The 15,011-nt window shown below is 48.5% G+C and carries 11 protein-coding genes, 1 tRNA gene and 1 pseudogene; 6 read left to right on the top strand and 7 right to left on the bottom strand.

Annotated features, from left to right (window positions below; translation table 11 throughout):
* Positions 1-5 precede the first annotated feature (5 nt).
* The 4 genes from IPF95_04570 to IPF95_04555 form a co-directional block, all read right to left on the bottom strand.
* Positions 6-539 carry a hypothetical protein gene (locus IPF95_04570; GenBank protein ID MBK6473967.1) on the bottom strand — a complete coding sequence of 178 codons (534 nt, stop codon included), beginning with the start codon at positions 537-539 and terminating at the stop codon, positions 6-8.
* Positions 536-3,142, bottom strand: coding sequence for a thiol protease/hemagglutinin PrtT (locus IPF95_04565; protein ID MBK6473966.1), 2,607 nt, complete (start codon positions 3,140-3,142; stop codon positions 536-538). Before IPF95_04565 ends, IPF95_04570 begins: the two co-directional genes overlap by 4 nt.
* Positions 3,143-3,265: 123 nt before the next feature.
* Positions 3,266-4,195 carry a bifunctional hydroxymethylpyrimidine kinase/phosphomethylpyrimidine kinase gene (locus tag IPF95_04560; GenBank protein MBK6473965.1) on the bottom strand — a complete coding sequence of 310 codons (930 nt, stop codon included), beginning with the start codon at positions 4,193-4,195 and terminating at the stop codon, positions 3,266-3,268.
* Positions 4,196-4,258: 63 nt separating this feature from the next.
* Positions 4,259-4,332: transfer RNA gene (locus IPF95_04555), tRNA-Asn, on the bottom strand.
* A gap of 437 nt (positions 4,333-4,769) precedes the next feature.
* Here IPF95_04555 and IPF95_04550 point away from each other — a divergent pair.
* Entirely contained in the window at positions 4,770-5,153 is a 384-nt protein-coding gene (locus IPF95_04550; GenBank protein ID MBK6473964.1) for a hypothetical protein, read from the top strand.
* Between the two features lie 8 nt (positions 5,154-5,161).
* On the opposite strand, the gene IPF95_04545 is transcribed toward IPF95_04550, so the two are convergent.
* Positions 5,162-5,926: an IS5 family transposase gene (locus IPF95_04545; protein ID MBK6473963.1), complete on the bottom strand. Its 765-nt coding sequence runs from the start codon at positions 5,924-5,926 to the stop codon at positions 5,162-5,164.
* A gap of 247 nt (positions 5,927-6,173) precedes the next feature.
* On the opposite strand from IPF95_04545, the gene IPF95_04540 reads away from it, so the two are divergent.
* From IPF95_04540 to IPF95_04525, 4 genes are all read left to right on the top strand, one after another.
* Positions 6,174-6,560, top strand: a complete 387-nt coding sequence (locus IPF95_04540) for a T9SS type A sorting domain-containing protein (GenBank protein ID MBK6473962.1) — start codon at positions 6,174-6,176, stop codon at positions 6,558-6,560.
* Between the two features lie 109 nt (positions 6,561-6,669).
* Positions 6,670-10,359, top strand: a complete 3,690-nt coding sequence (locus IPF95_04535; protein ID MBK6473961.1) for a PKD domain-containing protein — start codon at positions 6,670-6,672, stop codon at positions 10,357-10,359.
* A 37-nt stretch (positions 10,360-10,396) separates the two neighbouring features.
* Positions 10,397-11,503, top strand: a complete 1,107-nt coding sequence (locus IPF95_04530) for a hypothetical protein (protein MBK6473960.1) — start codon at positions 10,397-10,399, stop codon at positions 11,501-11,503.
* Positions 11,504-11,663: 160 nt separating this feature from the next.
* Positions 11,664-12,770 (top strand): acyltransferase, encoded by a 1,107-nt coding sequence (locus IPF95_04525; protein MBK6473959.1) that lies wholly within the window; start codon positions 11,664-11,666, stop codon positions 12,768-12,770.
* Positions 12,771-13,110: 340 nt separating this feature from the next.
* Here IPF95_04525 and IPF95_04520 read toward each other — a convergent pair whose 3' ends face one another.
* The gene (locus IPF95_04520; GenBank protein ID MBK6473958.1) at positions 13,111-13,461 is read right to left on the bottom strand and encodes a single-stranded DNA-binding protein; all 351 of its coding nucleotides are present in this window, start codon (positions 13,459-13,461) and stop codon (positions 13,111-13,113) included.
* Positions 13,462-13,731: 270 nt separating this feature from the next.
* Here IPF95_04520 and IPF95_04515 point away from each other — a divergent pair, with 270 nt between their 5' ends.
* Positions 13,732-14,457, top strand: a complete 726-nt coding sequence (locus tag IPF95_04515) for a hypothetical protein (GenBank protein MBK6473957.1) — start codon at positions 13,732-13,734, stop codon at positions 14,455-14,457.
* A gap of 70 nt (positions 14,458-14,527) precedes the next feature.
* Here IPF95_04515 and tnpA read toward each other — a convergent pair.
* A pseudogene (gene tnpA, locus IPF95_04510) lies at positions 14,528-14,968 on the bottom strand (IS200/IS605 family transposase).
* Between the last annotated feature and the right edge of the window lie 43 nt (positions 14,969-15,011).

The raw sequence follows: 15,011 nt of genomic DNA, 5'->3' as shown, positions 1-15,011 counted from the left end.
TCCAATTACTTCAGTTTCTTGCACCTCGTGGATAATGCACCACTTTCGATCATGGTCGATAGTTCAGCGGCGATATCCGTGAATCGTGTTCGTGGACCACAGGAATAGAGTTCCTTCAATGGGTCCTTATCCGTGATCATTCCCATAAGCTCTGGGATCTCAGGCGCTTCATACAATGCTGCGTATGTAGCATAATCCATATTCAAGAATGCTACGTTCGGACCAATTCCGCGATTATCCAAGAGGTATCCCTTGCCAAGGTCCGTGGGTCTGGGTGGTCCATTCTCAGAGCGCAGGTCGCTAGGTGCGGGATAAGAAATTATGGTAGAACCATCTTCCGAAAGCAACACAGGAACATGATCCGCATGATCTTCTTTCGTACTGTACACCAACACATGAGGACCTGTATCTGCCATTGCTGGCATTTCCGTGGATATGTCGGTCCCGGATGTGGTAGTGGTCTCTTTGTTGCTCATCTCCTTTTGGCCGCAACAGGCATAGGCAAATACCAGAACACTCCCGATCAGAAAAGTCTTCATCGCGCTACGATAATGCGTTCGTTCCGTACTCCTTTATCCGTGATCATTCGCAAGAGGTAAGCGCCTTCTGCATACGTGCTCAGGTCCATGGTAACTCGGGTCCCTGCCACAGAATTAAGGATCGGTTTGGCCACTACGTGCCCATTGAGGTCGATCAGTTCTAGTTGTTCAAGTGATCCATTGAACTCGGAAAGATCGATGAACAGATTGCTCAGTACAGGGCTGGGGAAGACACGGATCCCGGCCGTGGCGATGCTTTCTTCCACTCCAACAGTAGCCCCTCGTTGAATATCCATCTGTAACAAATAAGTGCCTAGTTCACCTGCGAAATAAGGAGCCACATGGAAGTAAACCGTACCGCCTCCGTTGAGTACGATATTCCCGCTTGAGACATCATCGAACACAGGAGACCATGTGCTACCATCCGTGGAATAGGACCAGAGACAGTCCACTGTATATGTGTTGCCGTTCCCACTATTGTACGCATCATGCACTCGCGCGTTTATCGAGTAATTGTTACCTGCAGAAAGATCGATCGCGTAGAAATCCTGATCGGTACCCGTATGCAAATTGGACCCGGTAGTGTTCACAGATGCATTGTTTCCACTGAAATTAACGGTCATTGTCGCGGCTTGTGCAATGGCATCGTTCACTTCATATTGATCGGGTTGTTGTGTTGCTGCGGTAACCGTAACAAATATGGGGTTCGAGAAATAGCTGGAACCAGTAAGCTGCCAACCCGTGTTGTTGGGATTATGCTGCGCCGCGATCAAGTAAGTCCCTGGACCTACCGTTACGCTGACTGGCCCGAATGTGAGATACGGCGCTATATAGGAATAGCCACTTGGTAGTCCTTGGTTCTCATCCAATAAACCGACATCCTGTGCCCAAGAGCCATCCAGATTATACATGGCCACACCGTATTGTCCTAGGAATGTGCTGAAGCCATCGTTCTGGATATTCAGGTTCACGGATATTTGTCCCCCTTGCGTAAGGGAGGTTCCTGGACTCACTACCATCGCTGTAGCAACCTCCAGATCATTCGGGTTGATCACATTTATTTGAGGTAAGTTCGTATAGCCACCATTGTTGCCCACCAACACCCATTCTCCTCCAGTTGGTCGATAGAAAACACCCACATAATACACACCCGGCAACATGCTGAACAATCCAGTGGTAGAGAATGTCAGGTCACTGTTATAGGCATTACCCGCAGGCAGTGTATAGCCGCTTAATGTTTGTACGAACCCATAGAAGTTATTGGCATTATCGAAAACCGCAGCAGCATAGTCACCACTGAATCCATTCGTACCGTTATTGACGATGTTAGTGGAGACACTGAATGCTTGTCCATAATACAGTGTGGATGCGGATGGTGTAACATAGTTGTACAATGCCATGGTATTTGTTGGTGTTCCACCACCACCACCTCCGCCTGTTGCCGGTGTAATGCCGACCAGCGCTTGTTGCCCGCTGTTATAGCCACCGGAGCCACCGCCCGTTCCAGTGGAACCTGGATTGAGCGCACCTACTTGGAAATAGCCATCTGCTTGCCCAGACCAGCCCCAATTGAAGTGAAAGAAGTTGTTGTCGTTGTATCCATCCGCCACGAAACAGTGCCCGCCACCGGTCCCAAGTCCAGCATAAAGGATCGGTCTGCTGGCGTCCAATTCAGCACGCAGCATGTCGGTCCATTGTTGTTCGGAATAGTTCTCTCGTTTCTCTCCATGCATCGCAGTGCTATACCCAAAATAGGTTTTCATTGCATATTCCGAACAGGCCTGAATGGGGCTACCTGATGTGATCATGTACGCATTACTCGTTTGAGGGCTGTACTCCATGTCCACGCTTACACCACAGTGGTACATCAGCGTAGCAACCGCGCTATTCGCACTGTTCACCGCATTGGGCATTGAACTCCAGTCATAGGTCGTGCTTCCGAAATTGGCACTCAGCGTACCATAGTTCGGTGCATTGTAAGAATGGAAACCTGCTCCATTTGCTGGATGATTGTGGTACTTCATTACCTGCGCCATGGCCGTTGCGACACAACCCGAAACAGAGCCACCAGGGCATTGTGCATTAACGTGCGGTGTTTGCCCCCAAGTGGTCTGTAACAGTGGATTCACCGCTCGTTCTGCACCACTGAACTGCAGGGCATCCGTGAGCACCATTCCCCATTGGGCTGTTACCTGAGGATCGACACTTGCTCCTTGTTGGATCACAGCACGCAACTCCTGCGTGTACCCTTCGAACCACTTTGCTATCTGCGCCGGTAGATCACCGGTCGGGAAAACCGACTCCGTCGAATAAGCCAAGATCGGTAGGGCAGCGTCATCGCCGGAAACAACAATGAATCCTTGATCGGCAACATTGTAGATGCGATACAGTGTAGAGCCTCCTTCGGTCTTACTGACCACCAATTGCAATTGCTCGGAACGAAGCCCCGCTACGCGGCTTTCCATGAACCGTTGAGCAACGGTGCGCGCTATGGATTCAGGAACTTGTGCTGCCTGAGTTTGATCAGGTCCGACCAAAGAAGCAGCAATGAGCACGAGCGATACGACACAAAAACGCAGAGAAGAGAGTCCGTTTGGATTCATTTGGTTAGGGATTGATAGGATGGTTCGGAACAGAGCAAAGCTATTACAATGCTGCGCCGAGTACAATACCTAATTCGGGGGATATGGGTAGGTGCCGCCCCTCAGAGACAGATGATCCCGGTTTCAGTCTGCCACTAATTCAATGTCGAAATCAACCAATTCCACGAATTGACGAATACGATCATCGATGTCCTGACGGGACAGTTCCGTCAAACGCTCAATGCCGAACTTTTCACAGGTAAAGCTCGCCATAGCACTTCCGACAATAATGGCGCGCTTCAGATTATCGAAGCTATGGTCCTTCGTGTGTGCCAAGTAACCGATGAATCCACCAGCAAACGTATCACCGGCACCGGTAGGATCAATAATATCTTCGAGCGGTAACGCCGGTGCAAAGAACACCCGGTCATTACCGAACAGCAAAGCGCCGTGTTCTCCTTTCTTGACTACAAGGAACTTTGGGCCCATTGCCATGATCTTGGCGGCCGCTTTCACCAAACTGTGTTCGCCGCTCAATTGGCGTGCCTCGGCATCATTGATCGTGAGAATATCGACCCGAGCGATCACTTCTTTCAGCTTATCCATGGCGATATCCATCCAGAAGTTCATGGTGTCCATGACCACCATTGCAGGCCGCTTATCCATTTGGTCCAATACCTTACCCTGTACCGTCGGGTCAAGGTTTCCAAGCATTACGTATGAAGCTTTGCGATACGCTTCCGGCAACACCGGGTCCAGTTCAGTCAATACGTTCAAACGCGTTTCAAGCGTGTCACGGTTATTCATATCGTAGTGATACTTACCACTCCAGAAGAAACTTTCCTTGCCTTTAAGCACTTCCAAACCACTTAGGTCAACGCCGCGTTTGCGCAAGTCCTGCATAACTGCCTCTGGAAAATCATCGCCCACAACACTTACAAGGCCCATTTTCTCTAAGAAGACCGAAGCGGCCAAAGAGATGTAAGTGGCAGCGCCACCAACAGTTTTTTCAGCTATGCCGAACGGGGTTTCAATGCGATCAAAAGCGACAGTGCCTACAGTGATGAGTTCCATGTTCTACGTGTTGTACAGGGGTTATCCAAAGCGAGAAAGCCGCTGTTCTGCGGCTTTCTTTTGCTCCCCGGGCTGGACTTGAACCAGCGACCCCATGATTAACAGTCATGTGCTCTAACCAGCTGAGCTACCAGGGAAGGTTTCCCGTTTAAGGGACGGCAAAAGTAGAACGATCAGTGGATATGGCAATAAGTAAGTGAATAATTCGGGCCGAACCTTGCTACAAGCCAGTGTCACAGCGGTCTTATTGGCCAATGACCTCAACGTTCGGTCCGTAACCTCGGTGATCACAAAAATTCAAGAATCTTACATATGGCCTTACCCGGGGGACAATTATTGCATGGTACAATACCGTCACTTACTCATAAAGACCTCCAACATGCGTCCAATCTTTCTGTTCATAATATACAAATCTCTACCCTTAAGTGATGTAAAATAAGGAGTAATTGATACCTTGTAAGCTGTTTAGTAGCAATCCGATTGAATAGTTACGGTCACGATCCAGGGTGCCGGACGCAAGGCTTCCTCAGACGGAAGACCCGGAGGCAGTTTAATAATCGAATAGTATTAGGAAATGCGCATTGCTTTCATATTCTTTCTGACGGTTGCGATAGCTGTTTCATCTAACGCCCAGTTCTATCCGGAAGCAAATGCCAGTTGGTACGGGCGTGATGATAACGGCGGCCCTCCTGGTTTCGATGTTTGGCTCACGATGAGGTCTTCGCCAGACACATTGCTTAACGGCACTATTTACAAAAGGATATCGGAATACAATGACGCTACTTCACCTTATTTCAATAGGGATCATTATGTTCGCTCCGCCCCGAATGGTAAGGGTTATGTTTATCTGCCCGATTCGGCAGCTGAGTTTCTTACTGGCGATTTGTCTGCACAGACCGGAGATACGGTGTTTAATGTTCTGTTATCTCTAACAGGCACAAGCTGGATTTCCTATTAGAAGCCATCTCAAAAATAACTTTTGAGAATTATCATTACGCAAGCCAACTGCACCATGCCTAAGAAGAGGTCTGCATGGTATTCATACCGAACGAATGTACGGCGCGAGTTAAACAACCACGCGAACAACCTTTCGACCTTCCAGCGGCGTTTGTAGCGCCGTAATTCCCGTCCATCTTGATGCACTTGTCGTTTTCTGTTACTCCTGTGCGGACATACCAGTTGGATTCCGCGTTTCTTCAATGTGCGTCTTAGTTTGTCACTGTCGTACGCCCTGTCGGCGATCACACGTTTGGGCTTTATGGCACACGAACGGATCGTCCTATCGGCTAGCTTTACTTCATGGGTGCTGGCGCTAAAGGCCCGTACGGTGAGAGGAATACCAACAGCGTCTGTGACTGCCATGATCTTGGTGCCTTTCCCTTTCTTAGTAGGTCCAACACAAGCCCCCTTTTTGGCACTTGCGAAGGTGCCATCGATAAAGCATTCGGTAATGTCGATCTTCCCTCGATCGCGTAGATCTGATGCAAGAGCATGTAGCAGTTTATCCCAAGAACCGCTCTTGCACCAGTGTTTGTGGTACCGATGGCAAGTCTGGTATGGCGGGTATCTGCCAGGTAGATCTGCCCATGGTGCACCGGTCCGGCATATCCACAAGATCCCGTTAAGCACCGCACGTGGATCTTGTCTGGGCCTGCCACGTGTTTCGCTCTTATGAAAAATACTTGTAAGCGGTTTTTCCAACACTTCCCATTGCTTGTCGCTGATGTCCATCGCTTTTCTTAGCGAAGTACATTGCGCCAAAGAAGAAGATCAACTGGAACATTAAAAAGTTGATCAAAGCCCAGTGTTCATAGATAACTTAGGCAATGCTTATTTTTGAGATTCCTTCTACTATGTCGATCTAATTGTTGATTCTGTAGTGATTCTTTCGTCTTTAGGAGTCTCCGTTACGAGGCACTACCTAAAGCCAGATCTGTTCAACCCCCTTGGGGCGGAAACCGTTTTCTGGCAAGAAGGCATGGGAACAGTATCCGGTCCATTGTTAGAATTAAGCGGCGTGTTCTGGAATTGCTGTGTGAATGACACCATACAGTACGATATTAGCAACTCTGGTTTACCCGGCGGTGTTGGGTCGTGTTCCTATTTAAGCCAGAGTGTTCATGGGCTGCAAAATGGCTTTGAATCACTTATCCCACACCCCAACCCTTCCACCGCCCAATTCACCTTCAACCTACAACAACCCAAACACATTGTAGTTTACGATGCCTTTGGCCGCGAGATTCTACAAACCTTCGGAAGCAGCGTAGATCTTAGTGGAGAGCCGGAAGAGGTTTATGTGGCGCGGGTTTTTTCGAATAGTTCAGTGAACAGCCCCCAAGTGGTTCGGTTGGTGGTAGCGCGGTGATCTAGCGTATTCAAACTTTTAATTACTGAGCTTCCCACAATCGCTGGTAGACCTCCGGGACAACCAATACACGCTGCTGCACCGTCACTAACGCATAAACACCTCCATTATGCGACCATTCTTTCTCTTCGTCAGCTTTATTTTGATCCTAACATGTAATGCTCAACCCTGTAATGATGTAGCAGCGTGCATGATCGTCAACCAGAACAATGACGGTTCGTTCTTTTTCGAGAATTGCTCAACACCGACGGCCAACTCACAGTTCCTCTGGAACTTTGGTGATGGCACTTCTGAGAACGGCGTAGTTGTGGATCATTATTACACACAACCCGGAACCTATACTGTTTGTTTGACCATTTACTGGCTGAACTGCGTGGATAGCACGTGTACAACGATCGTGGTGGGTGACACTGATCCGTGTGATGACCTCAATGCTGGTTTCTCGTCCAACACCACACCCAACGGCACTTTCTTCAGCAATGCAACAACAGGCGTTGGTTTCGTGAGCACTTGGCATTGGGACTTCGGCGATGGCAACACTAGCAACATCGAGGAACCCGAACACTTATTCGCGCCTGGCACTTACACCGTTTGCCTCACGGCCATCAGCATTTTTGAGCAACAAGGCGGCGGATCGGTCACGTGTTCTGATTCAACATGTCAAACGTTGGTGATCCAGGGCAATGATCCGTGCGACTTTTTACAAGCCTGTTTCGAATCCACCCAGATCAGCTCCAATAGTGTTTATTTCAGCAACTGCACGCCGACTGAACTAGGAACGGTATTCACTTGGCTCTTCGGGGACGGGACGACCAGTAACGATATTGCACCAACACACACCTACGCGAACGCAGGTAATTATGAAGTCTGTTTGGTTGCAGAATGGCAGAATTGTTTTGATAGCACATGCACGTATATCGCAGTGGGTAATGACCCTTGCGCAAACCTGAATGCCGGCTTTAGTGCGAACACAACACCCAGTGGAACCGTCTTCTCCAACGGAACAACAGGAACCGGTTTCCAAAGCATCTGGTCCTGGACATTTGGAGATGGCGCCACCAGCGACAACCCACAACCCATCCACACTTACGCTGAGCCGGGCATCTATTACACCTGTTTAACGGTGATCAGCCTATACCAATATGAAGGCCAGGTGGTCACATGCGTGGACTCTATCTGCATCGATGTCATCATCGAAGAACCTTGGGTCTGCGACGATGTTGAAGCATGCATCCTGGTGAACGATTACGGTAGTGGTACTTTCTTGTTCGAAAATTGCTCGACACCGATCGCCAACTCACAATTCATGTGGGACTTCGGCGATGGCACTACGGATACTGGCATGATCGCGGATCATGTCTATTCGCAACCCGGCACTTATACTGTTTGCTTGACAATGTATTGGCAGAATTGCGTGGATAGTACGTGTACCACCATCGTAGTAGAGGGTGTTAACCCTTGTGATGAACTAAGTGCAGATTTCTATTACTCCGGCGGAGAACAAGGAATGAACTTCGGACACCCGAGCGTAAACTTGGACTGGACCTATTACTGGGATTTCGGAGATGGCACAACGGGCTTTGGCCCAAGCCCATACCACACCTATCCAGGACCAGGCACCTATCTGACCTGCCTGACCGTTTCGATCTGGGATCCAATTAGCCAAGACTCGTGCTTCGCAGATCACTGTGAATCGATCGTGATCGGTAGTGGCCCGTGTGACTTCCTACAAGCCTGTTACGTGCCAACACAAACCAGCTCCAACGTCGTATTCTTCAATAATTGCACCCCGAACGAACCGGGAATGGTTTTCACCTGGCTCTTCGGAGACGGGTCAACCAGTAACGACATTGCACCAACACACACCTATGCGAACGAAGGTGTTTATGAAGTTTGTTTGGTTGCGGAGTGGCAGAATTGTTTTGATAGCACCTGCACCTATATTTCTGTAGGGCAAGGCAACCCTTGTGATGACTTCGCTGTAGAATTATTCTGGAACCAAGGTGGCAACGACACCTATTTCTTCAACGGAACCGCGAACCAACCGAACGTGACTTATACGTGGTTATTCGATGACGGAACCCCGGACGCAACTGGCCAGAATGTGCAACATGTTTTCACCGATCCGGGTACCTATTGGGTTTGTGTTGTGGGGACGTACTACAATGAAGTTGCTCAAGATACATGCATTGTTGAAGACTGCTTTTCATTGGTCGTAGCAGGAGGAAGCCCCTGCGACGAACTTGACTCCAACTTCAATTACTCAGGTGGCGCCTCCGGCATGAACTTCGCGAATGCCGTGATCAATAACACATGGACCTATTTCTGGGACTTCGGGGACGGCACAACGGACTATGGCCCAAATCCCTACCACACCTATCCAGCACCTGGTACTTACCAAACCTGCTTGACCGTATGGACCTGGGACCCGGTGAACCAGGACACGTGTTTTGCGGATCATTGTGAAGCGGTCATTGTTAGCGGCAGCGGAGATCCTTGTGAAAACCTGAATGCCGAATTCATATCCACGACCACACCGAACGGCACGTTCTTCAGTAACGCAACAACTGGCGTTGGTCCACAGACCACGTGGTATTGGGAGTTCGGCGATGGCAGCACCAGTAACGACGCGCAGCCGAACCATATGTTCACGGCGGGCACCTATACCGTTTGCCTCACGGCGATCAGCATCTTTGAGCAGCAAGGTGGCGGGGTGGTCACCTGTTCCGATTCAACGTGCCATACACTGGTGATCCAAGGCGGGGATCCATGCGATTTCCTGGTCGCCTGTTTCGAACCGACCCAGACCAGCTCCAACATTGTTTATTTCACCAACTGCACGCCGACTGAACTAGGAACTGTATTCACTTGGCATTTCGGAGATGGATCGATCAGTAACGACTTGGCACCAACACATACGTACGCGACCGAGGGCAGTTATGAAGTGTGTTTGATCGCAGAATGGCAGAATTGCTTTGATAGCACATGCACATATATCACCGTTGGGCAGGGTAACCCATGCGATGACTTCTCGGTATCCCTTGCGTGGAATGAAGGCGGCAATGCAACGTATTTCTTCAATGCCACATCAAACCGACCAAACACCAGTTTTACGTGGTATTTCGGGGATGATACACAATCAACCGGCGCAGCGACACAACACGTTTTCAATGATCCTGGGGAGTACGAGGTCTGTGTGCTGGGTGCTCTATACGACCCCATTACCGGAGACACGTGTTTGGTTGAAGACTGCGCAACGCTCACGGTAGGGAACACAATGGGCTGCGATAGTTTCTCCACTTGGTTTGATGTGGTCTACGGGAACGCAGCTGTATTCTTTGAAGCACATACTTCGCAGAGCGTAGATGGATATGTTTGGGATTTCGGCGATGGAACGGAAGGGTATGATAGCGACGAGATCCATTATTTCGAACCCCCGGGACCATACACTGTATGCCTGAGCACATATTACTGGAATCAGAATACACAGGACACCTGCTGGTCCACTTCCTGCCAAACGGTTGAGCCTTTTGGTCCGAATGGCGTTACCGATCTGAATGCACTAGACCTATTCAGCATCTATCCACAACCCGCAACCGATGTCATCACCATCGACGGTGCAACGCCTATGACAGAAGCGATTGTGCAGTTGTTCAGCATGGATGCTCGTCTGGAACACCAAGAACGGATCACGGCTTTACCCCATCAATTGAATGTTTCTCAATTACCACCAGCGGTTCATTTGATGCGGATCCAGTTGGATGGTATTCGATACAACTATCGCATAGTGATCCAATAGGATCTTCTATTTTCGTAAAAGTCCCGAACTTGGCGGTATGTACCGTCTTGGTTTGGGACTTTTTCTTTTCTGGTGTTCGGTGATCAATGTGGTCGCTACGGAATACATTGTTCCAGTTGGTGTGGATGTGGGCGAATTCTTCGAAACGCTTCCGACCGATGCGACCTACATCTCATTCTCTGCAAGTACTTCTTACAAGAGTGAGGGCGATATCGTACTGCCCGATGTGCAGTTCTGCGTGATCGATGGCAAAGGGGCATCGCTCGTGCTAGGGCCGAATTCGAACGGCTTTACCCGACAGGTCCTAAACCAGAAAATGGTTGACAAGAAGTTGACCTGCCGCTATGTGATCCGTGACTTTTCAGAGATCACGGGAGGTAAGAAGGCGATCGACCTGCAAGCAACATTGGGCAGCATCGTGAGCAATTGCCGGCTCCATGATCAGACCGAAATTGCAGTGGACCTCCGGTTCTGTTTAATGGCCCGTATCGAGAACGTATTGGTGACGAACCCCAAAGCCGATGGCTTCGTAATTCGCACAGGCGATTGGCCGGGAGCTTCTGCAACGAACAGTCAGAGCAACAGTACGGTACTCTCACAATGCCGCGTGTACTGTAGCAACACCACTACGAACGCTTATAGTGTGCTCAATTGTGGAGGCGTGCGGTTAGTGGATTGCATCTCGGAGGGAGGAGAAGCCGATCGCGACCTCTTGCTATCTGCAGAAATGCATAATGACCAGGAGCGGTTCGGCTCCAACCCAACTATGAAGTCCTTCACCCTGGAGAACTTTCATGTGGAACACAACGTGCGCAAGGAGAGCATACTCGTGAATATGACCCCACAGGCATCCGTAAACCTGAGCAACATCTACTGGAACAGCGCATCAACAGCGCCGGTGATCCGCTACGTGCGCGGCCAACTGAACCTATCAGACATTGGCTGGTGGACCGATAACCACCGTATCATTTCGCGCGTTCATGCACCGCGCATCAACGTAACACGCTGCCATAGCAAATTGCGACTTGGCGATAAAGAGTCGACTACAGCAACGCGATCTGGTAGTTTCGAGTTGGCGGATCCGCTCGGTGACGGACAAACATTGGACACCCGGTACATCCGAGTAGTGCAACCCTCGAAGTAAGGAGTGATGCATTTATTGAGGTGTTCTCTCACCCGAACAAGAGGTTCCGTGGAATTCGATTATTCGTTCAGCGAAGGTCAGCACTGCGCTAGCGCCATGATCGAACGCGGTCTATACGGATAGGTAACAAGGCATAGGGTTCCTCCTACATTTGGCCATTATGTCGGCTTCTACTTCACCAAAAAGCACCCGCTTCGTTGCCCTTGATGGTGTAAGGGCTGTATGTGCTTATGTAGTAGTACTGCATCATTTCGGGCCGGATATACCCATGCTGCAGCATCCGTTCATCCTCGCGTTCATAGGACAACTCAACCTGTGCCTCACGCCGTTCTTCGTATTGAGTGGCTTTGTGATCACCTATCACTATTTCGATCTTCCAAGCGGTGGTTTCAAGCCCTACATTATGCGCCGCGTTGGTCGCATAGTGCCACTCTACTTGGTCCTAAGCACAGTTACGTTCGCGGTCCGGATCCAACAAGGAATGCACGTGGACGGTAAGGAGTTCTTCTTCTACCTTATCGATATCGCCCTTCTGAAGGGTTGGTTCGACGAGCTTAAATTTTCCGGGATCATGCAAGGCTGGTCCCTAACGACCGAAATGGCATTCTACCTCTTAGCGCCATTCATTTTCTTAGTGATACATCGCAGGGGCTGGCGTGCCGTGATCGTACTCCCGCTATTATTCGTTGGGTTGGGCCTTCTGCTAGTGAACGTCGTTGGCGGAAATGCACTTTACGGTTTCATGGACTCCAACATGTTCATGTTCGGCGCTACCGTATTAGGTCGTGCTCCTGATTTTTTCGTCGGCATTGGTCTCGCGATCGCTTACAAGAAATTGGGGAGCACCATCCAAAACCATTACGCAACTCTGATCGGCTCCATCATCATTACAATTTGTTTATTTGTTCGCGCCTACTTCCATTGGGACTATAATGCAGTGGGCGGTATAATGATCTCAAACTTCGTGCTTCCTGTGTTCGGGGTCAGCTTGCTATTCTGGGGCTTTCTTACAGAAGAAACGTTGTTGCGAAAGCTTCTATCGACCAAATTGTTCCAAGTTGTGGGACGCAGTTCGTATGCCTTCTATTTGATCCACTTTGGTGTGTTCTACACGGCTTTCCACTCGGTACTCGGGCACCTCCCGGCCACGATCTTCACGTTACAGATTCTAGCGGTGGTGCTGTACCGTAGAGTAGAAGCTCCTTGTGCTCGTTGGGTTAAGAGGCGTTGGCCGTTTCCGGTATCGTTGGCTGCTGGGAACAGCTGATCGTAAGATGTCCTTTTCACGATCCGAGACAAGGTCCCTTACATATCCAGCTAGGTGTTGGGGCAACCCGTAACTTTAATTTCACTTCCACTACGACTGCTTACCATCCTCCACATCATAACGATCCGCGTGAACAAACCACCCGGCGTACTCAACTCCATGATCAGCGTATGATCCTCCGGATCCGGTGTTGATGATTCCTTATGGAGAAACGTCTGGCTCACTTCCACCGGCTGTACTGTCTCGGCTACACTTCCGCCACTGCGGATGAGCGTTAGCCGTGCGAAAATAAGAACGGCCCCAGTTTCCTGGGGCCGTTCTCGTTCAATTTGGTTATGTGTTACGCCGCAACATCAGCACGCTGTGGCAACAATTGAAAATCGCTCAATACCACTTCCGTGATGTAGCGCTTGCTCCCATCCTTGGTTTCATATGAGCGGTGTACCAAACGCCCCTCCAATGCAACGGGTGAACCTTTGCGCAGAATGCGGGCCACGGCATCAGCGGTGCTTCCCCATGCAACAACAGTATGCCATTGTGTGTCGGTAACGCGCTCACCCTGTGCATTGCGGTAGCTATCGTTCGTGGCCAATGAGAGGCGAGCCACCTTGCGGCCTTCTGCTACTTCGCGGATCTCTGGATCAAAACCAAGATTGCCAATAAGGTGTACTCTGTTCTTTAGCGTGTTCATGGGAATTGGGTTTTAGTGTTTTGTTTTCGTTACGCCGAGGGATTGTTCCCAACAGCGATGCAAACATTCACTGCTGCCCATTCCTTAATCGGTTAATATCCGTATGTAGTCGTTCATAGCCGTTTGCTGTCGGTTGCTTAGCGGGATCAAGAATGGCTTCGATGCCGTTTTCCGAGTGGTCGCATCTTCCTTACATTTGCTAGAGCGAACAGCATTTCCGCTGAGTTGTTCAACAGGAGTGTTGGGTAGCCATTAGCTAGCAACTATTAGATGAGAATCCCCATATTTTATATACCGAAAACTCGCTTTAAAAAATTCTTGTTTATTGAGAAAAAATACAAATGCGGAAAAGAAATAATTCCTCTTGGTTGTGATTGTCATCCTGCATATGCTTTACAAAAATTAAATATTCGAAATAAGAGTCTTCCTTTTGACTGGTTGAATACAGACTCAATAAGAGGTTTGGAATTTGTGTCTGAAAACTTAAAGAATGATTTTATTGATTTTTTGAGTGATCTATATATAAATTCAAGAGGACATATTGTTTCTGAAAAATATCCTTATGCGGAATTTATGCACGAAAAAAATCTGATCGTCCTAAAATCTGATAAAGATAAATTCCTACGAAGAATTGATAGGCTAAAATCATTGTTAAATAATGAAATTTATTTTATCTATAATGTAGCTAGTGACTCTCTCGGATCAGAAAATGCTGTTGAAGAGTTTTACAATTCGGTTTTAGAATTTAATGCTCAATTAAAAAACACTCAAATTCTTTGTATATATATCAGATATGATGAAAGCCTCAAAGAAAATGAATCTCATTGCCAAAAACTTGTGGATTCACTGGCAAGTTTTAGCAAAATCAACATTACAAATTATGTTAGAGAGAAAAACAAAGAAGGGATCTGGGGAAATGAAAAACATTATCCAGCATTATTCAGGTCATTGGGAATTAAAATTCATTTGACTTTTCCCAAAATATATCTAAAATAACATTGGCTAGCACCGTAAAAATCCACCTTCTTAGAAGGTGGCATTGAGAAGCACCTAAAAGGGCGGCACGTCAGAACTCGAAGCTCTGTTGCTGAGCCTCGACCTTCTTTTGCTCCTTTTCTTGATATTGAACATACCGCTTGATCATATCCTCATCCAAACCTACTGTACTCACGAAATATCCTCTTGCCCAAAAGTGATTCCCCCAATACGGCTTCTGTTTAATTTGTGAATAGCTCTTGAATATTTTGATTGCTAGTTTGCCTTTCAATACTCGTATATGCTGCGATATTGAAACCTTCGGTGGAACAGACACGAGCAAATGGATATGATCCTCTTGAGCGCTTAACTCTTCAACAACACATCGTTTCCGCTCACAAAGCATTCGAACGCCATGCTCTACTAACTCCTTAACTGCACCTTTCAGTATCCGAAACCGGTATTTGGGCACCCACACAATATGGTAATCGCACTCATAAACCACATGGCTGAGTCACTTATATTTACCCAAAGGCAAACATAGGCATAGCCTCAAGCACATGAGCACCAGCATA

The sequence above is a fragment of the Flavobacteriales bacterium genome, from assembly GCA_016704485.1.
GTDB lineage: Bacteria > Bacteroidota > Bacteroidia > Flavobacteriales_F > PHOS-HE28 > PHOS-HE28.
The sequence above is the reverse complement of the archived record's forward strand: the minus strand, read 5'-3'. Positions and strand labels throughout refer to the sequence as shown.

Excerpts from the sequence above, each read along its gene's own strand:
- IPF95_04560 (MBK6473965.1), bottom strand. The coding sequence starts at position 4,195 with ATGGAACTCATCACTGTAGGCACTGTCGCTTTTGATCGCATTGAAACC.
- IPF95_04540 (MBK6473962.1), top strand. The coding sequence starts at position 6,174 with ATGGGAACAGTATCCGGTCCATTGTTAGAATTAAGCGGCGTGTTCTGG.
- IPF95_04520 (MBK6473958.1), bottom strand. The coding sequence starts at position 13,461 with ATGAACACGCTAAAGAACAGAGTACACCTTATTGGCAATCTTGGTTTT.
- IPF95_04565 (MBK6473966.1), bottom strand. The coding sequence starts at position 3,142 with ATGAATCCAAACGGACTCTCTTCTCTGCGTTTTTGTGTCGTATCGCTC.
- IPF95_04570 (MBK6473967.1), bottom strand. The coding sequence starts at position 539 with ATGAAGACTTTTCTGATCGGGAGTGTTCTGGTATTTGCCTATGCCTGT.
- IPF95_04530 (MBK6473960.1), top strand. The coding sequence starts at position 10,397 with ATGTACCGTCTTGGTTTGGGACTTTTTCTTTTCTGGTGTTCGGTGATC.
- IPF95_04515 (MBK6473957.1), top strand. The coding sequence starts at position 13,732 with ATGAGAATCCCCATATTTTATATACCGAAAACTCGCTTTAAAAAATTC.
- IPF95_04535 (MBK6473961.1), top strand. The coding sequence starts at position 6,670 with ATGCGACCATTCTTTCTCTTCGTCAGCTTTATTTTGATCCTAACATGT.
- IPF95_04525 (MBK6473959.1), top strand. The coding sequence starts at position 11,664 with ATGTCGGCTTCTACTTCACCAAAAAGCACCCGCTTCGTTGCCCTTGAT.
- IPF95_04545 (MBK6473963.1), bottom strand. The coding sequence starts at position 5,926 with ATGGACATCAGCGACAAGCAATGGGAAGTGTTGGAAAAACCGCTTACA.
- IPF95_04550 (MBK6473964.1), top strand. The coding sequence starts at position 4,770 with ATGCGCATTGCTTTCATATTCTTTCTGACGGTTGCGATAGCTGTTTCA.